Source organism: Microbacterium sulfonylureivorans (assembly GCF_003999995.1).
Lineage (GTDB): Bacteria > Actinomycetota > Actinomycetes > Actinomycetales > Microbacteriaceae > Microbacterium > Microbacterium sulfonylureivorans.
The window spans coordinates 703,030-723,796 of record NZ_RJAD01000002.1 but is presented as its reverse complement, the minus strand read 5'-3'; the positions used below and the strand labels follow the sequence as shown (position 1 = coordinate 723,796).

Genomic DNA, 20,767 nt, shown 5'->3' with positions numbered 1-20,767 from the left:
TCAGACCGGACGCTGTCCGCGCTTGACCTGCGGCTTCGGCAGGCGAAGGAATCGCATCTGCACCGTGCGCATGGCCGCGTACCAGCCGAGGCCCTTCTCGACCTTGTCGGCGCCGAACTTCTCCTTGACGGCGCGCTTGACGAAGATCGACGTCAGGATCATGTCGCCGACGACGAAGAGGATGAAGATCCACAGCGCGACGAACGAGTAGTACTGCACTTCGGGGACCGGGATGAAGGTCGCCAGGATCACGACGACCATGGCGGGCATGACGACCTCGCCGAGGTGCCAGCCGGCGTCCACGAAGTCGCGGACGAACTTGCGCTGCGGGCCCTGGTCGCGTGCGGGGAGGTACTTGGGATCGCCGGCTGCCATGCCGACGCGGGCCTTCTCCCGCTGGGTCTGAAGATCGGCGCGGGCGCGCGCCTTCGCCTCTTTGGTGTCGGGCACGAGGGGGCGCTTGCGCGCGGCCTCCTGCTCGGCGCGAGTCGGCGTCGCACGGCCCTTGCCGCTGTTCACGGGCTCGCCGTTGAGCAGCGTTCCGTCGGAGGGGGCGTCGCTCGACGCGGAAGCTGCAGGGTTCTTGGCCACGATGATCCTCGGAAGTGGTGGGGCGGGAGTGCACTTAAGATTACCCGCATGACCTCTGAGCTCTCCCGACAGGATGCTGTGCGCGACGCCGCGGCCTCCGGCATCCCCTCCGCCCTCGCAGATCTCGGTGCGCTGGTGCGCATCCCGTCCGTCGCCTTCCCCGGATTCGACACCGCTCCCGTGCAGCGCAGCGCCGAGGCGGTGGCCGAGCTGGTGCGCGGCACCGGGCTGTTCGAGACCGTCGAGATCCGCAGCGCCGCGATCCCCGGCACCGACGAGCAGGGCCACCCCGCGGTGCTCGCCACGCGCGCGGCCCGCAACGGCCGCCCCACGATCCTCCTTTACGCGCACCACGACGTGCAGCCCGTCGGCGACGAGGCGCTGTGGGAGTCGCCGCCCTTCGAGCCGACCGTGCGGGGCGGGCGTCTCTACGGGCGCGGCGCCGCCGACGACAAGGCCGGAATCATGGCGCACATCGCGGCCCTCCGCGCACTGAAGGAGGGGATCGGCGACGACTTCGACCTCGGCGTCGCCCTGTTCCTCGAAGGCGAGGAGGAGGCGGGCTCGCGGTCGTTCGCGCAGTTCCTCTCCGACAACGCCGACGCATTGCGTGCCGACGTGATCGTCGTCGCGGACTCCGGCAACTGGGACGACAAGACCCCTGCGCTGACGGTCTCGCTGCGCGGCAACACGAGGTTCACTATGCGCGTGAAGACCCTGGATCACGCCTCGCACTCCGGCATGTTCGGAGGAGCCGTGCCCGACGCCATGATGGCGACGGTGAAGCTCCTCTCGACGCTGTGGGACGCCGACGGCGCGGTCGCCGTGGCAGGTCTCACGGAGAGGGATGCCGAGACCCCCGCGTACAGCGAGGAGACCCTCCGCGACGAGGCCGGGCTCCCGGAGGGCGTCTCGCCGATCGGACGGGGGACGATCCTCAGCCGGATCTGGAACAAGCCGTCGATCACGGTGACGGGCATCGACGCACCGAGCGTCGCCAACGCCTCCAACACGCTGAGCCCCGAGATCGCGGTCGTGATCAGCGCGCGCATCGCCCCCGGCCAGCCCGCCCGCGAGGCGTACGCAGCCATCGAGGCGCACCTGCGCGCGCACGCGCCCTTCGGCGCCGAGCTGACGTTCACCGATCAGGACTACGGCGACGCGTTCCTCGTCGACACGTCGGGGTGGGCCGTCGCCGCGGCCCGCGAGGCGCTCCACGAGGGCTACGGAGTGGAGTCCGTCGACATCGGCGTGGGCGGATCGATCCCGTTCATCGCCGACCTGGTGCGCGAGTTCCCGGGGGCGCAGATCCTGGTGACCGGTGTGGAAGACCCGCACGCGCGCGCCCACAGCCCCAACGAGTCGCTGCACCTCGAGACGTTCCGCAACGCGGTCCTGTCGGAGGCGCTGCTGCTCGAGAAGCTCGATGCGCGCGACGACCGGGCCTGACACGCCCGGCTCGGAGCCGGTTCCCGGCGTACGGGCGTAGAATCGCAGCATCCCGCCGCACTGTGCCGATCACCGGATCAGGCGGCCCGTCCGGAGGAGTGCCATGACCGACACTGCACTGTCGACCGACCAGTCCGTTCGCGAGCACGGCGTCCTGCTGACCGATGCCGCGTCGCTCAAGGTGAAGAGCCTCCTGTCGCAGGAGGGTCGCGAAGACCTGCGCCTGCGCGTGGCGGTCCAGCCCGGCGGCTGCAGCGGTCTGATCTACCAGCTCTACTTCGACGAGCGGTACCTGGACGGCGACAAGACGGTCGACTTCGACGGCGTCGAGGTCATCATCGACGACATGAGCGTCCCGTACCTCGATGGCGCGACCATCGACTTCAAGGACACGATCTCGGAGCAGGGCTTCACGATCGACAACCCGAACGCGGCCGGCAGCTGCGCGTGCGGCGACAGCTTCCACTGATCCGAGCGGATTTTCCCGCAGGCCCGGCGCGCTCCTCGGAGCGCCCGGGCCTGCGGTTTTCCGCTCTCAGGACACGGTTCAACCTGGGCGGATGGCCTGAATCCCCTGGATGCTTGCCCTAGACTGGCGAGAGTCCTGTTCGCGACCCGGAAAGGTGCACCGTGCCCTCGAAACGCCGTATCCGCTGGGCCGTTCTCCCTGTCGGGATCGCAACGGCCGCAGTACTCGCCGGATGCACCCCGACGGAGCTGCACGGCTTCCTTCCCGGCTTCGTCGAGAGCGGTCAGCCCGCGACGAACCACACCGACATGGTCGCCGGCCTGTGGGTGAACTCGTGGATCGTCCTGCTCGTCGTCGGCGTCATCACCTGGGGCCTCATGGGCTGGGCCGCGATCGCGTATCGCCGCCGCCGCGGACAGGTCGGTCTGCCCGTCCAGCTGCGCTACAACATGCCGATCGAGATCTTCTACACGATCGTGCCGCTGATCCTCGTGATCGGCTTCTTCGCCTTCACCGCACGCGACCAGACGATCCTCGAGACCCACCCCGAAGAGCCGGACGTCAACATCACGGCGATCGGGAAGCAGTGGGCCTGGGACTTCCAGTACGACGGCGAGACCGAGGACGAGACGGTCTGGACCATGGGCGTCCAGGCGCAGACCGATGCCGAGGGCAACGTCACGAGCGAACTGCCGACGCTGGTCCTGCCGGTCGACAAGTCGGTCACGATCAAGCTCCAGTCGCGCGACGTGATCCACTCGTTCTGGATCATCGACTTCCTGTACAAGAAGGACATGTACATCGGGAAGGACAACCTCTGGTCGTTCACGCCCACCCGCGAGGGCGAGTACGCCGGCAAGTGCGCCGAGCTGTGCGGCCAATATCACTCGATGATGCTCTTCAACGTCGAGGTCGTCAGCGAGTCGGAGTACGAGGACTACCTCGAGACGCTCCGCGAGGCCGGTCAGACCGGTGACATCAACGACGAGTACGACCGACTTCAGAACCTGCCCGGCACCGATGGGTCGGGCGAGGCTTCCGAGGAAGAGGGAGACCACTGATCATGGCGACGACGCTTCCGCTCCAGGAGAAGACGCAGGGTCGTCCGACCACCCTTCCGCCGCGACAGGCGGCGCTGCTCAGCGCTTCGCGCGTCGAGCAGAAGGGCAACATCATCGTCAAGTGGATCACCTCCACCGACCACAAGACGATCGGCTACCTGTACCTCATCGCCTCCGTCCTGTTCTTCCTCCTCGGCGGGGTGATGGCGCTGATCATCCGCGCCGAGCTCTTCGAGCCCGGGATGCAGATCATCCCGACGAAGGAGCAGTACAACCAGCTGTTCACGATGCACGGCACGATCATGCTGCTCATGTTCGCCACGCCGCTCTTCGCCGGCTTCGCGAACGCGATCCTGCCCTTGCAGATCGGCGCACCGGATGTCGCGTTCCCGCGTCTGAACGCCTTCGCCTTCTGGCTGTTCCTGTTCGGCTCGACGATCGCCGTCGCGGGCTTCCTCACCCCGCAGGGTGCGGCAGCCTTCGGATGGTTCGCCTACCAGCCCCTCGCCAACGCGAGCTTCTCGCCCGGTGCCGGTGGAAACCTGTGGATGCTCGGCCTCGGCATGAGCGGTTTCGGCACGATCCTCGGCGCCGTGAACTTCATCACGACGATCATCACGATGCGCGCGCCCGGCATGACCATGTGGCGCATGCCGATCTTCTCGTGGAACACGCTGGTCACCAGCATCCTGATCCTGATGGCGTTCCCCGTGCTCGCCGCCGCGATCCTCGCCGCCGCTGCAGACCGCGTGCTCGGCGCCCACATCTACGACCCGGCCAATGGCGGAGTCCTGCTCTGGCAGCACCTCTTCTGGTTCTTCGGTCATCCAGAGGTGTACATCATCGCGCTGCCGTTCTTCGGCATCATCTCCGAGATCCTGCCGGTGTTCAGCCGCAAGCCGATCTTCGGCTACAAGACCCTCGTCTACGCCACGATCGCGATCGCGGCGCTGTCGGTCGCGGTGTGGGCCCACCACATGTACGTCACCGGCGCCGTGCTGCTGCCGTTCTTCGCACTGATGACGATGCTGATCGCCGTGCCCACGGGTGTGAAGATCTTCAACTGGATCGGCACGATGTGGCGAGGATCGGTGACCTTCGAGACACCGATGGTGTTCTCGCTCGGATTCCTCGTCTCGTTCGTGTTCGGCGGTCTGACCGGTGTCATCCTCGCGTCGCCCCCGCTCGACTTCGCGCTCTCCGACTCGTACTTCGTCGTCGCGCACTTCCACTACGTCGTCTTCGGGACCGTCGTGTTCGCGATGTTCGCCGGCTTCTACTTCTGGTGGCCGAAGTGGACCGGCAAGATGCTCAACGAGCGTCTGGGCATCGTCCACTTCTGGATGCTGTTCATCGGCTTCCACATGACGTTCCTGATCCAGCACTGGCTTGGCGTCGACGGCATGGTCCGTCGCTATGCGGACTACTCCGCGGCGGACGGCTGGACGTGGCAGAACCAGGTCTCGACGATCGGCTCGATCATCCTCGGCGCCTCGATGATCCCCTTCCTGCTCAACGTGTGGATCACGGCCCGAAAGGCACCGCGCGTCACGGTCAACGACCCGTGGGGCTACGGAGCATCGCTGGAGTGGGCGACATCGTGCCCGCCGCCGCGTCACAACTTCACGTCGATCCCGCGCATCCGCAGCGAGCGGCCCGCGTTCGACCTCAACCACCCCGAGGCGGGAATCCCCGTCGGCGTCGGACCTGCGAAGGACGCGCCCGAAGCCCCCGTCGTCGACCTCGCCGAGGGAGAGGTGAAGTAAGTGCGCACCAACACCGGTCTGTGGTGGCTGCTCGCCGCGTTCTTCCTGCTGATGGCGGTGACGTACACGACGTGGAGCATCATCTTCTACTCCGACGAGGTGTGGTACGACGCGATCGAGTGGGTCGGCAGCGTGGCGCTGCTGTTCACCGCCCTCATGGGTGCGCTGATCGCGTTCTACCTCGGACGCGTCCACCATGCGCAGCGCGGTGAGCTCCCCGAAGACATCCTGACGTCCGACATCGACGACGGCGATCCCGAGCTCGGCGAGTTCAGCCCCTGGTCGTGGTGGCCCATCGTCCTCGCGTTCTCGGCCGCTCTCGCGATGATCGGCCTGGCGGTCGGCGCGTGGATGGTGCCAATCGGAGTGGGCGTGTTCGTCGTCGCGATCGTGGGTTGGGTGTACGAGTACTACCGCGGGTACTTCGCGCGCTGATCGTGCCGCTGCGGCCTTCTCGCGTGCGGCTGCGTGCCGCCGCTGTCTCCGACACGGGAGCGCATCGTTCTGTGAACCAGGATGCTGCGTTCACTGCGCCCTGGGGCGGAGCGGTGGCCGACGGCGTCGGTGGCGGCCCCGCCGGAGACCTCGCCTCCGCCGCATTCGTGCACCGGCTCGCCGCCGGCCGCGTGGACTCCATCGATGCCGAGTCGCTCGCGGTGAGCGTGCGGCTGGCGAACTGGGACCTGCGCGCGCACGTGGAGCGCGATCCCGCGCTGAACGGCATGGCGACGACGTTCACGGGAGTCTTCGTCTCCGAGAACGACACGCTGCTGCTCGCCCACACCGGCGACTCGCGCGCCTACCGGCTGCGGGACGGCGTCCTGACCCAGCAGACCCGTGACGACTCGTACGTGCAGGTCCTCGTCGACAGAGGGCTCGTGGCCGAGGAGGATGCCGCCACCCACCCGCGACGCAACCTCATCACGGCCTCTTTGAGCGGAGGCGAGCGTGACCGTGTCGTCGTCGTCGAACACGAAGCGCGTCCCGGCGACCGGTGGCTGCTGTGCAGCGACGGCCTCACGGACTACGTGCCGCACGACGACATCGCCGCGGTCATCTCACGTCATGGCGGTGTCACCGAGGCGGCCGGCGCGGCCGTCGCCCTCGGACTCGCTGCCGGAACCCGAGACAACGTCACGGTGGTGATCTGCGACGTCGAGGTCGGTGCGCCCGAACGGTTCCCTGCACGCGCTCAGGCCTCGTTCTACGGCGCAGCGGCCGCTCGATTCACCGAGGGCCTCGAATCCGCCTGACGGCGGCTCCAGCGGCCGCTCAGCCTGCGACAGGCTGGCGGACCACCATCACCTGCGCGTCGAACACGCGGGGAAGCGCGCCCTCGTCGTTCTCGATGGGCTGCCCTTCGCGGATCCAGTACTCGTAGCCGCCGATCATCTCGCGGACGGTGAAGCCGAGCTTCGCGAACGCGAGCGCGCCTTTCGCGCCGCCGTTGCAGCCCGGACTCCAGCAGTAGACGACGACGGGCACCGAGGGGTCGAGCTCGCTCGCGGCGCGCTCGGCGATCTGCTGGTGGGGGAGGTGGCGGGCGCCGGAGATGCGCCCCTGCGCCCACGCCTCATCGCCGCGCACGTCGATCAGAACGAAGTCCTCTCCGGCCTTCTGAGCGGCGTACACATCGGAGGCATCCGTCTCGAGGGCGAGCTTGGCGGCGAAGTAGTCGAGTGCTGACGTCATGCCGTCCACGCTAGGCCCGGGAGGCGGAGACTGCTCCCGCGGCGGCTGACAGGCGTGGGCGATATTCTGCCGACCGTCGATCGTCGGTCGTCGAACGACGGCTTGACGTCATACGGGAACCAGCCGCGGAAGCAGGATGCCCCGGCCCGAAACCCTCGAGGGGTGTCGGGCCGGGGCATCCGGGCGAATCGAGACCAGTTCTACTGGCCGGACTCCTTCTCGCGGTTGCGGGGCTTCTTCTCGCCGTCTTCGGGGACGATCACGTTCGAAGGACGCACCGCGGACTCGGTGTTGTGACCGTCGTCGATCGGGACGTGAGGAGCGTCCGGCACCCCGGCGCGCTCGTGCGCACCCTGGATCTCGGCATCCTCTTCCTCGGCGATGTGGTCCAGTGCGTGGTGCTGGTGAGACAGCGCCTCGTCGAGCTCCGTCTGGGTGACGGGGGAGAGACGGTCCTCGAAGAACCAGCGGGAGAACGCCGCGCGGACATTCTCGTGCCACGGGATACGGCCCTTTGCGTTGGGACGCACCACGAGCGGCTCGTACGTCTCGAAGTCGACCAGCTTGTACCGCTCGTACTCGTCGACCGGCTGGTGGACCTCGATGTACTCGCCACCGGGGAGGCGCACGATGCGGCCCGACTCGTAGCCGTGCAGTGCGATCTCGCGGTCCTTCTTCTGCAGCGCGATCGCGATCCGCTTCGCGACGAAGTACGCGAGGATCGGGCCGAGGATGAGAAGTGCCTGAAGGGTGTGGATGACGCCCTCCATCGTGAGCCAGAAGTGCGTCGCGATGATGTCCGACGCGGCCGCCGCCCACAGCACCGCGTAGAACGTCACGCCGGCAGCGCCGATGGCGGTGCGGGTCGGGGCGTTGCGGGGACGCTGGGCGATGTGGTGCTCGCGCTTGTCTCCGGTGACCCACGCCTCGATGAAGGGGTAGATCAGCACGAGGACGATGAAGACACCGATGACGGCGAGCGGTACGAGGATGTTGAACGACCAGGTGTGGCCGAGGAACACGAACTCCCAGCCCGGGGGGACCAGGCGCAGGGCGCCGTCGGCGAAGCCGATGTACCAGTCGGGCTGCGTACCCGCCGAGACCGGCGACGGGTCGTACGGGCCGTAGTTCCAGATCGGGTTGATCGTGAACAGCGCCGCGATGAGTGCGATCACGCCGAACGTGATGAACAGGAAGCCGCCCATCTTCGACATGTAGACCGGCATCATCGGGTAGCCGACCACATTGCTGTTCGAGCGGCCGGGAGCGGCGAACTGCGTGTGCTTGTTGATCACCATCAGCATGAGGTGGAGCACGAGCAGCCCGACGAGGATCGCGGGGAGCAGCAGGATGTGCAGCGAGTAGAGGCGTCCGACGATCGCGGTGCCGGGGAACTCGCCGCCGAACAGCAGGAACGAGGTCCACGTGCCGATGAGCGGAATGCCCTTGACCATGCCGTCGATGATGCGCAGGCCGTTGCCCGAGAGCACGTCGTCGGGAAGCGAGTACCCGGTGAAGCCCTCACCCATCGCGAGGATGAACAGGATGAAGCCGATCACCCAGTTGAGCTCGCGCGGCTTGCGGAAGGCGCCGGTGAAGAACACGCGGAGCATGTGGACGCCGATGCCGGCGACGAACACGAGCGCGGCCCAGTGGTGCATCTGGCGGACGAGGAGCCCGCCGCGCAGGTCGAACGAGATCTCGAGCGTCGAGGCCATGGCCGCCGACATCTCGATGCCGCGCATCGGCAGGTAGGCGCCGGTGTAGTGGGTCTCGACCATCGAGGCCTGGAAGAAGAACGTCAGGAACGTGCCGGTGAGCAGCACGACGACGAAGCTCCACAGCGCGATCTCGCCGAGCATGAACGACCAGTGGTCGGGGAAGATCTTGCGGCCGAGCTCCTTGACGAAGCCCGACAGGCTGGTGCGCTCGTCGATGTAGTTCGACGCGGCGCCGACGAAGCGGCCACCGAGCGGCTTGTCACGCGGCGGCGTCGCGGCCGGGGGAGCCTCGACGAGGTTCTCGGTGGCGGTTGCGGTACTCAATGACGCTCCCAGAAGCTCGGGCCGACGGGTTCGGTGAAGTCGCTGCGCGCGACGAGGTAGCCCTCATCGTCGACGGTGATCGGAAGCTGCGGCAGCGGGCGGGCCGCCGGGCCGAAGATCACCTTCGCGGCGTCGGTGACATCGAACTGCGACTGGTGGCAGGGGCACAGCAGGTGGTGGGTCTGCTGCTCGTAGAGGGCGACCGGGCAGCCGACGTGCGTGCAGACCTTGGAGTAGGCGACGATGCCGTCGTACGACCAGTCGGCCTTCTCGGGCGCTTCGGTGATCTGCTCGGGGAGCAGGCGCATGAGGAGCACGATCGCCTTGGCCTTCTCCTCGAGATAGCCGTCGCTGTGCGAGATCGCGGCGAGGTCTTCGGGGATGACATGCACGGCGGAGCCGAGCGTGACGTCCGCGGCGCGGATCGGCTCGCCGCTGGGGTCGTGCGCGAGGCGCGTCCCCTCCTTCCACATGGTGTGGCTGAGGAGGTACACGGGATTGCCCCCGTTGGGGTGCTCGGGCGAGTCCTGCGGCGCGAGCCCGCGGAAGAGGACGATGCCGGGGGCGACCGACGCGACCAGCGCGGCGATCATCGAGTTGCGGATCATCACGCGACGACCGAAGCCCGACTCCTCGTTCGCCACGGCGAACGCCTCGATCGCTGCTTCACGCGTCGAGTCGCGCCCACGGGTCGCGTGGCGCGGCTCCGTGTACTCGTGGTCGGACATGATCGCCTTCGACCAGTGGATCGCGGCGATGCCGATGGCGAACAGCGCGAGAGCGATGCCGAGGCCGATGAACAGGTTGTTGTTGCGGATGTCGACCATCCGGCCGCTCTCGATCGGGAAGAGCATGTAGGCGGCGATCGCCCAGATGCTGCCGGCGATCGACAGGTAGAAGAGCGTGTACACCGTGCGGACGGCGGCCTTCATGGCCACCGGGTCCTTGTCGGTCATCCGCGGGCGATGCGGAGGGAGCTCCGGGTTGCGCACCGGGTCGGTGACCGCGACGGCGAGCCCGGGGGAGGGCTTCCAGGAAGCCCTCTCGTGCTCGAGCGGGTCGTCCTCGTGTGCCATGCTGCTCCTCGTCAGTTCTTGCGTGTCAGTAGGTTCAGTTGGATTTCGCCGTGATCCACACGGTGAGGGCGATCAGAGATCCGATGCCGAAGATCCAGATGAAGAGGCCCTCGGAGACGGGGCCGAGCGATCCGAGCGTGAATCCGCCGGGCGACTGGCTGTCCTGCAGCCAGAGCAGGTAGGAGATGATGTCGCGCTTCTCCTCGGTCGTCAGCGTCATGTCGTTGAAGACCGGCATGTTCTGCGGGCCCGTGACCATGGCCGCGTACATGTTGAGCGGAGTCGTGTTGTAGAGCGCCGGGGCGTACTTGCCCTCGGTCAGCGCGCCGCCGGCGCCGGCCACGTTGTGGCACATCGCGCAGTTGATGCGGAACAGCTCGCCGCCCTCTGCCGCGTTGCCTTCGCCGTCGAGCGTCTCGTCGTCGGGGTAGGTCGGGCCGGGGGCGATGCTCTGGATGTAGGCGCCCACCGCGGCGATCTGCTCGTCGGTGAACTGCGCCGGCTTCTGCGGCGCCTGCGGGCCCTGCATCTGGAGCGGCATGCGGCCCGTGCTCATCTGGAAGTGCACGGCGAGCTCGCCGACTCCGTAGAGCGAAGGGCCGTCGGCGGTGCCCTGGACGTCGAGTCCGTGGCAGGTCGCGCAGTTGGCCTGGAACAGCTTCTTGCCGTCTTCGACCGTCGACGCCGTGGCGACGGTGGTCTCGGCGGTGGTGGCTGCGACGGCCGCCGACGCACCGGCGTACACGCCGCCGGTGATCAGAAGGCCGATGCCGATGAGTGCGGCGGCAGCCCAGGGGCTGCGGCGGCCTTTCGAGCGGCGCGGGGTCTCTCGTGCCATGTCGGGGATCAGCTCCGCTCTTATTTCAGGAAGTAGATGACGAGGAACAGGGCGATCCAGACGACGTCGACGAAGTGCCAGTAGTACGACACGACGATCGAGGACGTCATCTCCTTGCGCCCGAAGTTCTTGACGGCGTATGCGCGGCCGATCACGAGGAGGAACGCGATCAGGCCGCCGGTGACGTGGAGGGCGTGGAAGCCGGTCGTCAGGTAGAAGGCCGAGGCGTACGAGTTCGCACTGATCGGCATCCCCTCGGCGACGAGCTGCGCGTACTCCCAGACCTGGCCGGACACGAAGATCGCGCCGAGCGCGAAGGTCAGCCAGAACCACTCGACCATGCCCCAGCCGAGCCATCCGCGCTTGCGCGTCGAATAGGGCTGGAAGCGCTCCGCGGCGAAGACGCCCATCTGGCACGTGACCGACGAGAGCACGAGGATGATCGTGTTCACGGTCGCGTACGGGATGTTGAGGAGCTGGGTCTCCTCCGCCCACAGGTCGGGGGAGGTGCTGCGAAGGGTGAAGTAGATCGCGAACAGGCCGGCGAAGAACATCACCTCGCTGCCGAGCCACACGATGGTTCCGACGGCGACCGGGTCGGGCCGCTTGACGGACCGCATGGCCTGGGCGTAGGTCGCTGAGGAGGTCGTCACGCTCCCCATTATGGCCGATCCTGCGGCCCGATATTCGCATCGGGAGGCATGCATTTGGCTCGACGGGGACTTAGGACAGCCTAAGGATCCGCCGCGAGTCTGCCGTGAACCCGAGGTGAAGACGCAGAACCGGGTGCAGCGGGATGCCGTGTCACGAAACGGTTCCGATCCATGCGCCCCGGCTAGGCTCATCGTTATGGCGGAGCTGTACACCTGGCCGGGCATCCTCACGACCCTTCTCGAGCGGCGCGATCTCAGCGTCTCGGAGTCGACGTGGGCGATGCGGCAGATCATGTCGGGCGCTGCGACGCCATCCCAGCTCGGCGGATTCCTCGTCGCGCTCAGGGCGAAGGGCGAGACGGTCGACGAGATCGTCGGCTTCCGCGATGCGATCCTCGAGGCGGCTGTGCCGCTCCCGGTGGACCCCGCCGTCCTCGACATCGTGGGGACCGGCGGAGACCGCTTCGGCACCGTGAACGTGTCGACGATGGCCGCGCTCGTGGCCGCGGCATCCGGCGTGCCCGTCGTCAAGCACGGCAACCGCGCCGCGAGCTCTTCGTCGGGCTCGTCCGACGTGCTCGGCGCGCTCGGCGTCGACCTGTCGCTGCCGCCCGAGGCGGTCGCCGCGGCGCTGCCGCGGGCGGGCATCACGTTCGCCTGGGCCGCGGCGTTCCACCCCGGCTTCAAGCACGCCGGCCCGACCCGCAGCGAGCTCGGCGTGCCGACGGTCTTCAACTTCCTCGGCCCGCTCTGCAACCCGGCGCGCGCCGAGGCGAACGCGGTCGGCGTCGCCCAGCTCGACCGCGTGCCGCTGATCACGGGCGTCTTCCGCACCCGCGGCGCGACCGCGCTCGTCTTCCGCGGCGACGACGGTCTCGACGAGCTCACGACCACCGGGCACAGCCGGGTGTGGGAGGTCAGCCGCGGAGACATCCACGAGCACGACCTCGACCCGCGTGATCTCGGCATCCCGCTGGCCGACATCGACGACCTGCTCGGCGGCGATCCGGCGCACAACGCAGCCGTGGTGCGACGCGTGCTCGGCGGCGAGGAGGGCGCCGTCCGCGACATCGTCCTGCTCAACGCGGCGGCGGGCATCGTGGCGTACCGCCTGTTCCAGGACGCGACACAGGTGCAGCGGCCGATCCTCGAGCGCCTCGCTGAGGCGAGGGACGAGGCGTCGGCGGCCATCGACAGCGGAGCCGCGGCGAACACCCTGGACCGATGGGTCGAGATCACGCGCGAGCTGGGCGCCTGACCGCCGCGTCTTCCACGGCGCGTGGTCTTCCGCCGACGTCGACCGCGCCGCTACCGTGTGCCTAGGACGACCTGACCCACGGAGGATGCCATGAGCGAGGATCTGCCCACCACCACCGCCGACGCCGTCGAGCCGCCCGTCAAGAAGGTCGGACTGGTCAAGGCGGTGGGAGTCCTCGGCATCATCGGCGGCGTCCTGCTGATCGTCGTCGGCATCGTCGCGTGGATCGGCGTGACGTCGCAGCTGACGGCCGAGAACATCACGATCCCCGACGATGCGGCCGCGTTCCAGGGGCAGCAGGTCACCGGTCCCGTGACGGCGTACGTGCAGGCCGACATCATCAACCACCATGCGCTCGAGGCATCCGGCGGCAAGACCTACGCCGAGCTCGACCAGGACGACCCGGTGCGTGCCACGGTCATGCAGGCGTCGTTCCTGCGGGCGTCGCTGTTCACCTCGGTGGTCGCCTACGGCGTGGCGCTCTTCGCCGCGGGCATGGGCGTCCTCGCGATCCTGTTCGGCTGGGCGATCCATCGCCTTGCGAGCGTGCCCGTGGTCGTGAAGCGAACGGCGCTGGCGGCCGAATGACTCCGCGCCCGCGCGCGGGCCGGCGATGAACCCCCACGACGCCCTCACCGAGATCGCGACCCTCCTCGAGCGCGAGCGCTCGTCGCACTACAAGTCCAAGGCGTTCCGGGCCGCCGCGGACTCCATCGAGGGCTTGACCGATGACCAGCTGCGGGATGCCGCATCCCTCCGTCGCCGGAAGGGGATCGGCGACTCGACCTTCGCGGTGATCCAGGAGGCGCTGGACGGCGGCGTGCCCGGCTATCTCGCCGACCTTCGTGAGCGAGCCGGCGTCCAGGTCGCGTCGCAGCTGCGGGGCATGCTGCGCGGAGACCTCCACTCGCACAGCGACTGGTCGGACGGCCTGACGTCGATCGACCTCATGGTCGACGCGGCGCGCGCCCTCGGCCACGAGTACCTCGCCCTCACCGACCACTCCCCGCGGCTGCGCGTGGCGAACGGCCTGTCTCCCGAACGACTGCGCGAGCAGCTCGCGGTCGTCGCGGGGATGAGCGGCCAGGGCTTCACGCTGTTGTCGGGAATCGAGGTCGACATCCTCGACGCCGGCGCGCTCGACCAGGAGCCCGAGCTGCTCGATGCGCTCGACATCGTCGTCGCCTCGGCCCACTCGAAGCTGCGGATGGAGCGCGGTCCGATGACCCGGCGGCTCGTCGTGGCGGCCTCGAACCCGCACGTCGACGTCATCGGCCATGTGACCGGAAGACTCGTCGAGGGTTCGCGCGGCACGAGGCCGCAGTCGACGTTCGACGCGAAGGCCGTCTTCGAGGCGTGCGCAGCGCACGGCGTGGCCGTCGAGATCAACTCGCGTCCCGAGCGGCAGGATCCTCCCGACGACCTTCTCGCCCTCGCACTGGACATCGGGTGCCTGTTCTCGATCGACTCCGATGCGCACGCCCCGGGTCAGCTGTCGCTCATCGACCACGGCGCCGAGCGTGCGGAGCGCGCGGGCGTGCCGCCGGAGCGGATCGTCACCACCTGGCCCCTCGATCGGCTGCGGGAGTGGACCGGACGACCCCGATGACCTCGGCGCGCACGAGGGCTACGGTGGCGTCGTGGACTACACGCATTCCGAGCTGATCGCACGCAACGACGCCGAGTTCGAACAGCTGCTGGCGATGATCGACGGGCTGCCCGCCGAACGCCTCGACGAGCCCTTCGCCGGAGACGCACGAGATCGCAACCTGCGAGACGTCATCGCCCATCTGCACGCCTGGCACATCCTGCTCGAGAAGTGGTACGCGGACGGCGAGGTCGGCGGCGCTCCGGCGATCCCGGCAGAGGGCTACACGTGGCGCGAGCTCGACTCGCTGAACGAGGAGCTCCGTCAGCAGTGGCAGGACACCAGCCTTCCCGAGCTCCTCGCGCTCCTCCGTGCATCGCACGAGTCGCTCCAGGCGATGGTGGCGCTGCACACGGACGCCGAGCTGGCGGCTCCAGACGCGTACGCGTGGACGCAGGGTTCGCCCCTGGGCGAGTTCGCGTGGGAGTGCGGCGGCGGCCACTACGCGTGGGCCCGGGGCGTCATCACGGCCGGGCTCGGTCTTCCCACCCCGGCCTAGACTCGACGAGTGACCCCCGATCTCGCCTCTCACGCGAGGCGGGGAATCCCGTGGCTGGTCATCGCCGGCGTGATGGTCGCGGCCCTGAGCCTGCGGGGTCCGATCGTCGCCCCGACCCCGGTGCTCAGCGAGATCGAGGACGACCTCGGCATCGGGGCTGCCGCGGCAGGGCTGCTCACCACGGCGCCCGTCCTGATGTTCGCGCTCCTGACACCCGTCGCCGCCCTCGTCATCCGGCGCGCGGGCGCCGAGTTCGCGCTGCTGCTCTCGCTGAGCGGCGTGCTGGTGGGAACGTTCGTGCGCGCCCTGCCCGGATTCGGATGGATGCTCGCGGGAATGGTCGTGATCGGGGCATCCATCACCATCGGCAACGTGGTGATCCCCGTCATCATCCGTCGCGACGTCACCCCCGACAGGGTCGCTCTCGTCACGGCTGCGTACGCGGCGATGCTCAACGCGGGATCGCTCATCACCTCGCTGCTCACGGCGCCGCTCGCCCTGTGGATCGGGTGGCCGGCGGCGCTCCTCACCTGGTCGCTGATCACGGTGGCGGGCATCGTGCTGTGGGGCGTGCATCTCGGCCGGACCCGCCGCGCGGGGAACGAGCTCGGCGATCGGTTCTCGGGAGCCGCGCCGGTCGGGGCCTCGCCTCGCGCTGCCGACCCGGTCGACCCTGCGGCGCTGACGGGGCCGCTCCCCGTCGTGTCGCGAGGACGCGGGTCGCTGCTGCGGCGGCCGGTGGCGTGGCTGCTTCTCGCCGCGTTCGGGCTGCAGTGCCTCATCTACTACGCGCTGTCGACGTGGCTGCCCACCTTCGCGGCCGACGAACTCGGTCTCGGGCCGTCGGCCGCGGGAGCGATGGCGTCGGTCTATCAGGGCGTCGGGATCTTCGGCGCGTTCCTGGTGCCGGTACTGCTGCGCTTCACGCCGCGGATCGTGCCGCCGCTCGTGATCTGCGCGTCGTGGCTGATCGTGACGAGCGGCCTGCTGCTCGCCCCGGAGCTGCTGTGGGTCTGGCTCGCGATCGGGGCGATCGGCCACGCGGGCGGCTTCGTCGTGATCTTCTCCGCGCTCGTCGCCGTCGCGCGCGACGATGCCGAGGCGGCCGGGATGTCGGCGCTGGTGCAGGGCGGCGGCTACGCGATCGGCGCCCTCGGTGCTCCGCTCATGGGCGCGCTGCACGAGGCGACCGGTGCCTGGAACGCCGCGCTCGCCCTCATGCTCGCGCTCGCGATCGTCTACTGCGGCGCCCTCCTGGCGGCGGTGGCGGCATCGCGTCGCGCGACGCGCTGACCCCGCACAGGGCGGGATCAGCGCGGCGGCGCGATCAGCCGGCGGCGTTCGCGCGGATCACCTCGAGCCGGGCGCGGTACTCGGTCTCGTCGATGTCTCCCTTTGCGAAGCGCTCCGCGAGCGTTCCCTCCGCCTGACGGGCGGGGCTGAGCCGGCCCTGCGGTCCATAGCCGCCTTCGGCGGCGGCGCGACGCCAGCGGCGTCCGAAGATACCGAAGACCAGCGCGAACAGCAGGATCCAGAACAGCGGGATCAGCAGGAACCACCAGCCGAAGCCCCACGGGCCGGCGAAGTGGTTGGCCACGAGTGCGGTGGCGAGCGTTGCGGACATCGGATTCCTCTCGGTCCGGGCCGTCGACGTCGGGTCGACGACCGGATGCCTCGAGTCAACGCGGGACGCAGCATCCGCGAATCTGCCCGTCGGAGTGACCTGGCGTGCTCCGAGGGGAGTACTCCGTGCGCTATCGCCAGCCGGGTGTCGCGATGCCGGACTCGTACGCGAGCACGACGAGCCGCACGCGGTCGCGCGCGTGGAGCTTCTGCATGATGCGCGACACGTGGGTCTTCGCGGTGAGGGGCGACAGGTGCAGACGGGCGCCGATCTCGTCGTTGGTCAGCCCCTCGGCCACCAGCCGCAGCACGTCGACCTCGCGGTCGGTGAGCGCGGCGAGCAGTTCGGGATCCGGCGATTCGCGCATGCCGACCGCCGCCCGGTCGAGCAGTCGGCGGGTGACGCCGGGAGAGAGCAGCGCGTCGCCTGCCGCGACGGCGCGCACGGCACGGATGAGGTCGGCGGGCTCGGTGTCCTTCACGAGAAACCCGCTCGCGCCGGCGAGGATCGCGCGCGAAACGTACTCGTCGAGCTCGAACGTCGTCACGATGACGACGCGGACGGCGGCCAAGGAGGGATCCGCGGCGATCTGCTCGGTCAGCCACAGGCCGTCGCCGTCGGGCATGCGGATGTCGAGCAGCGCGACGTCGACGGGCGTCTCGCGGATCGCGCGGAGCAGCTCCTGTCCGCCGGATGCCTCGGCGACGACCTCGATGTCGGGCTCCGAGTTCAGCAGTGCGCCGAACCCCGCGCGCACGAGCTGGTGGTCGTCGGCGAGCGCGACGCGGATCACGACGCCGGCTCCCACGGGAGACGGGCGACGACGGTCGTGCCGTGCGTGCTCGTCTCGATCGCGAGCGAACCACCGAGCAGCGCGGTGCGCTCGCGCATGCCCCGGAGACCTCCGCGCTCGCTCGCGCCGGAGGGGATGCCGGCGCCGTCGTCGGTCACGGTGAGCACCAGCTCGTCGCCGTCACGCGCGACGACGACCGTCGCACGGGCGGCCGCGGAGTGCCGCACCACGTTCGTGAGCGCCTCCTGGGCGACGCGGTACGCCGCGGTCTGCGTCGCGCTCGGGGGCAGGTCGGCGCCGAGTCGGTCGTCGAGCTCGACGACGAGCCCGAGTCCGGACCGGCCGGATACGAGTGCGGGGAGCTCCGCGAGCTGGGGCTGCGGCGTGAGCGGAGCCGTCACGGGAGCACCGCCGTCGTCGCCCCGGAGGAACGAGAGCACGCCGCGCACCTCGTCGAGCCCCGTGGCGCTGAGCGTCCGGATGTTGGACAGGGCCTCGCGGGCGCGCTCGGGCTCGCGGTCGAACAGGTGCAGGCCGACACCCGACTGCACGGCGATCTGGCTGAGGGAGTGGGCGAGCACGTCGTGCAGCTCGCGGGCGATGCGCGCCCGCTCCTCCTGCTCGGTGACGCGTCGCCGTTCGACGAGCTGCGCGCGGCGCTGTGCGGCGCCCTGCAGGCGGGCGCGGATGCCTTCGCCGATCGCGAAGCAGACGGCCAGCCCGAGCGTCGCCAGTGCGATGCGGAACGGATGCCATGACACGTCCATGAGGCCGGCGACCACGATCGCGCCGAGCCATCCGATGCCGACGGCGATGAGCGCCCACAGCCGGGCGCCGCGCACGACTGCGCCGATGATCGCGAAGGCGAGGGCGACGGCCGGCGGTCCGCCCTCGGGCGGCACGAAGAGGTCGATCGCCGTCAGCGCCGCCACGAACGCGACGGTGGGTCCCGGCCAGCGTCGGGCGGCGAGAAGGGCGAGAGCGGATGCCGCGGCCAATGCGACGCTGAGCGCTGCGACGGGCACCGGGGTGCGGGTCCACCACGACAGGGCGATCGTCGCCGGCACCTGCACCAGGAACGCGACGACGACGGGGACGAAGAGGGTCACGCCCGGCGGCGGCCGGAAGCGCGGCCCGGTCTCATCCCACGTCTGGCCCGACATGCCGTCGATCGTACGCCGGGCGATTCTGTGAGGAATCTGACCGGGGGAGCGGGCGCCGTACTCCCGAGGGAGTATGCCGCGGTGCGGGTCAGACGGCGTCGAGAGCCGCGATGATCCTCGTCATCGCCGTGCCCAGTGCCCACCGTTCGGCGAGGGCCGAGGCATCCTCCTTCGCCTTGTCGTCGAGCGGATGAAGGCGTGCGTCGATCTCGGGCAGCGGCAGGTCGCGCACGACGCCGACGACGGTCGGGGCGACCGCGAGGTAGGCGGATCCGGCTTCGAGCTTGGCCCGCACGCCGGCCGACATGCCGTCGCCCGCCTCGGCCGCCGCGAGGATGCCGGGGAGATCGCCGTGGGCGGCGAGGAGGCCCGCTGCGGTCTTCTCGCCGATCCCGGCGACTCCCGGCAGTCCGTCGGACGAATCGCCGCGCAGCGTCGCGAAATCGGCGTACTGGCTGGGAAGGATCCCGTACTTGGCCACGACGCTGGCGTCGGTGAGCACCTCGAGGTTGCTCATGCCGCGGGCGGTGTAGACAACGCGCACGTCGCGGGCGTCGTCGATGAGCTGGAAGAGGTCGCGGTCGCCGGTCACGACGTCGACCGGTATCGGGGCGCGGGTCGCGAGCGTGCCGATGACGTCGTCGGCCTCGTGCTCGGCGGCGCCGACGATCGGGATGCCGAGGGCGTCGAGCGTGTCACGGATCACGGGCACCTGCACCTCGAGCGGGTCGGGGACCACCTCGACGTCGGGACCGACGGCGACGACCTCGGCAACCCGGTGCGTCTTGTACGTCGGGATGAGGTCTACACGCCACTGCGGGCGCCAGTCGTCGTCCCAGCAGGCCACGAGGTGGGTGGGACGGTAGGTGGTCACGAGCTTCGTGATGATGTCGAGGAACCCGCGCACCGCGTTGACCGGAGTGCCGTCGGGCGCGCGGACCGTGTCGGGCACGCCGTAGAACGCGCGGAAGTACAGCGAGGCCGAATCGAGCAGCATGAGGCGGTCGGTCACGGGCTTCATCCTGGCACGCGGCGCCGACGTCCGGGGGTGACCGGTTCGCGTCAGCGGATCTCGTAGGTGATGTGCGTCACGTGCGGCGTCGAGCGGACGTGCGCCGGATCGAAGCGCAGCGGCGGCACCCCGTCGAACAGGCGCACCACATCGGTGCGCCCCCCGAGCCCGAGCGTAAGGGGCACGACATGGAGGCGCAGCACATCGAGAAGTCGCCGCGAGAGGACCTGGTTGAGCGTTTCGGCACCGCCGGCGATCGAGACGTCCCTGTCTCCGGCCGCCTCCTTCGCCCGGGAGACCGCCGACTCGATGCCGTCGGTGACGAAGTGGAAGGTCGTCCCGCCTGCCATGACGACCGGCTCACGGGGGAAATGGGTGAGCACGAAGACCGGCGCGTGATAGGGCGGCTCCGGTCCCCACCAGCCCTGCCAGTCGCCCGTCCACAGACCGCGGATCGGCCCGAACATGTTCCGGCCCATGACGTAGGCGCCGGCCTCCAGGATCGCGGCCGTCTCCTCGCGATGATCGGCGCCGTGCTCGAACATCCACTCGTGGAGGATCTCGCCGACACCGTCGCCGAACGGAGCGTCCTCGCGCTGATTCGGCCCGGTCGAAAAGCCGTCCGCCGAGACGGAGATGTCTGCAGTCACGCGTGCCATGGCGCCCAGCCTGCCGGGTGTCGCAGGTGCATGGAAGACTCCCCGTCATGACGTTCGCGAACATCGGCAGCCTTGGCACGCTCCCCGGCCGCCGCGACGAGCTGGTCTCCCTTCTCATCCGTCCGAGCGCCGCGCTGGCCGAGGTCGGGTGCCTCCTCTACGAGGTCGGCGTGTCCGACGACGAGCCCGACATCGTGTTCGTCGCGGAGCTGTGGGTGTCCGAGCAGGCGCATCGCGACTCGCTCGCCCTCCCGTCGGTGCAGGCGGCCATCGCCGAAGCGCGCCCGCTGCTGTCGGGTGTCATGGGAGGAACGCGGTTCCACGTCGTGGGGTCGCCGCTGCGCGCTCACTGAGGCCGCGGCGCGCTGATCTGAGCGCTCCGCCCCCCACCGTTCACCTTCCCGTCGCCGCACGGTCGCCTGTCGGGCGCCTTCGCGTTCACGCGTCGCGCCCACCGTGGTGAGACAGCCG

General features: G+C 69.3%; 23 protein-coding genes. 12 read left to right on the top strand and 11 right to left on the bottom strand.

Features of this window, described 5'->3' with window-relative positions:
- The gene (locus tag EER34_RS13000) at nucleotides 1-591 is read right to left on the bottom strand and encodes a DUF3043 domain-containing protein (RefSeq protein WP_127475432.1); all 591 of its coding nucleotides are present in this window, start codon (nucleotides 589-591) and stop codon (nucleotides 1-3) included.
- A 48-nt stretch (nucleotides 592-639) separates the two neighbouring features.
- Between EER34_RS13000 and EER34_RS12995 the strand changes: the two genes are divergently transcribed.
- The 6 genes from EER34_RS12995 to EER34_RS12970 all read left to right on the top strand — a co-directional run bounded on the left by EER34_RS12995 (nucleotide 640) and on the right by EER34_RS12970 (nucleotide 6,589).
- The gene (locus EER34_RS12995) at nucleotides 640-2,040 is read left to right on the top strand and encodes a dipeptidase (protein WP_127475431.1); all 1,401 of its coding nucleotides are present in this window, start codon (nucleotides 640-642) and stop codon (nucleotides 2,038-2,040) included.
- A 103-nt stretch (nucleotides 2,041-2,143) separates the two neighbouring features.
- Entirely contained in the window at nucleotides 2,144-2,509 is a 366-nt protein-coding gene (locus EER34_RS12990; RefSeq protein ID WP_127475429.1) for a HesB/IscA family protein, read from the top strand.
- 161 nt (nucleotides 2,510-2,670) lie between these two features.
- Nucleotides 2,671-3,570 (top strand): aa3-type cytochrome oxidase subunit II, encoded by a 900-nt coding sequence (gene ctaC, locus EER34_RS12985; protein WP_127475427.1) that lies wholly within the window; start codon nucleotides 2,671-2,673, stop codon nucleotides 3,568-3,570.
- Between the two features lie 2 nt (nucleotides 3,571-3,572).
- Nucleotides 3,573-5,336, top strand: a complete 1,764-nt coding sequence (gene ctaD, locus EER34_RS12980; protein ID WP_127475426.1) for an aa3-type cytochrome oxidase subunit I — start codon at nucleotides 3,573-3,575, stop codon at nucleotides 5,334-5,336.
- Complete coding sequence (locus EER34_RS12975) at nucleotides 5,337-5,771, top strand: cytochrome c oxidase subunit 4 (protein ID WP_127475424.1); 435 nt, start codon at nucleotides 5,337-5,339, stop codon at nucleotides 5,769-5,771. It abuts the gene before it with no gap.
- A 71-nt stretch (nucleotides 5,772-5,842) separates the two neighbouring features.
- The gene (locus EER34_RS12970) at nucleotides 5,843-6,589 is read left to right on the top strand and encodes a PP2C family protein-serine/threonine phosphatase (protein WP_240642320.1); all 747 of its coding nucleotides are present in this window, start codon (nucleotides 5,843-5,845) and stop codon (nucleotides 6,587-6,589) included.
- 19 nt (nucleotides 6,590-6,608) lie between these two features.
- Here the strand turns inward: EER34_RS12970 and EER34_RS12965 are convergent, their stop codons facing one another.
- The 5 genes from EER34_RS12965 to ctaE all read right to left on the bottom strand — a co-directional run bounded on the left by EER34_RS12965 (nucleotide 6,609) and on the right by ctaE (nucleotide 11,649).
- Nucleotides 6,609-7,028: a rhodanese-like domain-containing protein gene (locus EER34_RS12965; protein WP_127475421.1), complete on the bottom strand. Its 420-nt coding sequence runs from the start codon at nucleotides 7,026-7,028 to the stop codon at nucleotides 6,609-6,611.
- A 200-nt stretch (nucleotides 7,029-7,228) separates the two neighbouring features.
- Nucleotides 7,229-9,073 carry a cytochrome bc1 complex cytochrome b subunit gene (qcrB, locus tag EER34_RS12960; RefSeq protein ID WP_127475420.1) on the bottom strand — a complete coding sequence of 615 codons (1,845 nt, stop codon included), beginning with the start codon at nucleotides 9,071-9,073 and terminating at the stop codon, nucleotides 7,229-7,231.
- A complete protein-coding gene (gene qcrA / locus EER34_RS12955) occupies nucleotides 9,070-10,149 on the bottom strand; it encodes a cytochrome bc1 complex Rieske iron-sulfur subunit (protein ID WP_127475418.1) in 1,080 nt (359 codons plus the stop codon). Before qcrA ends, qcrB begins: the two co-directional genes overlap by 4 nt.
- Nucleotides 10,150-10,183: 34 nt before the next feature.
- Nucleotides 10,184-10,987: a cytochrome bc1 complex diheme cytochrome c subunit gene (gene qcrC / locus EER34_RS12950; RefSeq protein ID WP_127475416.1), complete on the bottom strand. Its 804-nt coding sequence runs from the start codon at nucleotides 10,985-10,987 to the stop codon at nucleotides 10,184-10,186.
- A 20-nt stretch (nucleotides 10,988-11,007) separates the two neighbouring features.
- On the bottom strand, nucleotides 11,008-11,649 hold the full coding sequence (gene ctaE / locus EER34_RS12945) for an aa3-type cytochrome oxidase subunit III (RefSeq protein ID WP_127475414.1): 642 nt from the start codon (nucleotides 11,647-11,649) through the stop codon (nucleotides 11,008-11,010).
- A 187-nt stretch (nucleotides 11,650-11,836) separates the two neighbouring features.
- Between ctaE and trpD the strand changes: the two genes are divergently transcribed.
- From trpD to EER34_RS12920, 5 genes are all read left to right on the top strand, one after another.
- The gene (trpD, locus tag EER34_RS12940; protein WP_127475412.1) at nucleotides 11,837-12,898 is read left to right on the top strand and encodes an anthranilate phosphoribosyltransferase; all 1,062 of its coding nucleotides are present in this window, start codon (nucleotides 11,837-11,839) and stop codon (nucleotides 12,896-12,898) included.
- 90 nt (nucleotides 12,899-12,988) lie between these two features.
- The gene (locus EER34_RS12935; RefSeq protein WP_127475410.1) at nucleotides 12,989-13,486 is read left to right on the top strand and encodes an aromatic ring-opening dioxygenase LigA; all 498 of its coding nucleotides are present in this window, start codon (nucleotides 12,989-12,991) and stop codon (nucleotides 13,484-13,486) included.
- A 25-nt stretch (nucleotides 13,487-13,511) separates the two neighbouring features.
- Entirely contained in the window at nucleotides 13,512-14,507 is a 996-nt protein-coding gene (locus tag EER34_RS12930; RefSeq protein ID WP_127475408.1) for a PHP domain-containing protein, read from the top strand.
- A 31-nt stretch (nucleotides 14,508-14,538) separates the two neighbouring features.
- Nucleotides 14,539-15,045: a ClbS/DfsB family four-helix bundle protein gene (locus EER34_RS12925; protein ID WP_164743553.1), complete on the top strand. Its 507-nt coding sequence runs from the start codon at nucleotides 14,539-14,541 to the stop codon at nucleotides 15,043-15,045.
- Between the two features lie 9 nt (nucleotides 15,046-15,054).
- Entirely contained in the window at nucleotides 15,055-16,338 is a 1,284-nt protein-coding gene (locus tag EER34_RS12920) for an MFS transporter (protein ID WP_240642316.1), read from the top strand.
- A 34-nt stretch (nucleotides 16,339-16,372) separates the two neighbouring features.
- Here EER34_RS12920 and EER34_RS12915 read toward each other — a convergent pair whose 3' ends face one another.
- From EER34_RS12915 to EER34_RS12895, 5 genes are all read right to left on the bottom strand, one after another.
- Complete coding sequence (locus tag EER34_RS12915; protein ID WP_127475404.1) at nucleotides 16,373-16,669, bottom strand: SHOCT domain-containing protein; 297 nt, start codon at nucleotides 16,667-16,669, stop codon at nucleotides 16,373-16,375.
- Between the two features lie 130 nt (nucleotides 16,670-16,799).
- On the bottom strand, nucleotides 16,800-17,462 hold the full coding sequence (locus tag EER34_RS12910) for a response regulator transcription factor (RefSeq protein WP_127475403.1): 663 nt from the start codon (nucleotides 17,460-17,462) through the stop codon (nucleotides 16,800-16,802).
- Complete coding sequence (locus tag EER34_RS12905) at nucleotides 17,459-18,625, bottom strand: sensor histidine kinase (RefSeq protein ID WP_127475401.1); 1,167 nt, start codon at nucleotides 18,623-18,625, stop codon at nucleotides 17,459-17,461. The genes EER34_RS12910 and EER34_RS12905 overlap by 4 nt, the downstream gene beginning before the upstream one ends.
- An 88-nt stretch (nucleotides 18,626-18,713) precedes the next feature.
- Entirely contained in the window at nucleotides 18,714-19,637 is a 924-nt protein-coding gene (locus tag EER34_RS12900) for a 5'-3' exonuclease (protein ID WP_127475399.1), read from the bottom strand.
- Nucleotides 19,638-19,687: 50 nt separating this feature from the next.
- Complete coding sequence (locus EER34_RS12895; protein WP_127475398.1) at nucleotides 19,688-20,296, bottom strand: dihydrofolate reductase family protein; 609 nt, start codon at nucleotides 20,294-20,296, stop codon at nucleotides 19,688-19,690.
- A 47-nt stretch (nucleotides 20,297-20,343) separates the two neighbouring features.
- On the opposite strand from EER34_RS12895, the gene EER34_RS12890 reads away from it, so the two are divergent.
- Nucleotides 20,344-20,649: a putative quinol monooxygenase gene (locus EER34_RS12890; protein ID WP_127475396.1), complete on the top strand. Its 306-nt coding sequence runs from the start codon at nucleotides 20,344-20,346 to the stop codon at nucleotides 20,647-20,649.
- The last annotated feature ends 118 nt before the right edge of the window (nucleotides 20,650-20,767 follow it).

Bases quoted from the DNA above. Each gene is read 5' to 3' on its own strand.
- qcrA (WP_127475418.1), bottom strand. From the start codon at position 10,149: ATGGCACACGAGGACGACCCGCTCGAGCACGAGAGGGCTTCCTGGAAG.
- EER34_RS12965 (WP_127475421.1), bottom strand. From the start codon at position 7,028: ATGACGTCAGCACTCGACTACTTCGCCGCCAAGCTCGCCCTCGAGACG.
- qcrC (WP_127475416.1), bottom strand. From the start codon at position 10,987: ATGGCACGAGAGACCCCGCGCCGCTCGAAAGGCCGCCGCAGCCCCTGG.
- ctaD (WP_127475426.1), top strand. From the start codon at position 3,573: ATGGCGACGACGCTTCCGCTCCAGGAGAAGACGCAGGGTCGTCCGACC.
- EER34_RS12935 (WP_127475410.1), top strand. From the start codon at position 12,989: ATGAGCGAGGATCTGCCCACCACCACCGCCGACGCCGTCGAGCCGCCC.
- EER34_RS12915 (WP_127475404.1), bottom strand. From the start codon at position 16,669: ATGTCCGCAACGCTCGCCACCGCACTCGTGGCCAACCACTTCGCCGGC.
- trpD (WP_127475412.1), top strand. From the start codon at position 11,837: ATGGCGGAGCTGTACACCTGGCCGGGCATCCTCACGACCCTTCTCGAG.
- ctaE (WP_127475414.1), bottom strand. From the start codon at position 11,649: ATGGGGAGCGTGACGACCTCCTCAGCGACCTACGCCCAGGCCATGCGG.
- EER34_RS12895 (WP_127475398.1), bottom strand. From the start codon at position 20,296: ATGGCACGCGTGACTGCAGACATCTCCGTCTCGGCGGACGGCTTTTCG.
- EER34_RS12990 (WP_127475429.1), top strand. From the start codon at position 2,144: ATGACCGACACTGCACTGTCGACCGACCAGTCCGTTCGCGAGCACGGC.
- EER34_RS12995 (WP_127475431.1), top strand. From the start codon at position 640: ATGACCTCTGAGCTCTCCCGACAGGATGCTGTGCGCGACGCCGCGGCC.
- EER34_RS12905 (WP_127475401.1), bottom strand. From the start codon at position 18,625: ATGTCGGGCCAGACGTGGGATGAGACCGGGCCGCGCTTCCGGCCGCCG.
- EER34_RS12930 (WP_127475408.1), top strand. From the start codon at position 13,512: ATGAACCCCCACGACGCCCTCACCGAGATCGCGACCCTCCTCGAGCGC.
- EER34_RS12890 (WP_127475396.1), top strand. From the start codon at position 20,344: ATGACGTTCGCGAACATCGGCAGCCTTGGCACGCTCCCCGGCCGCCGC.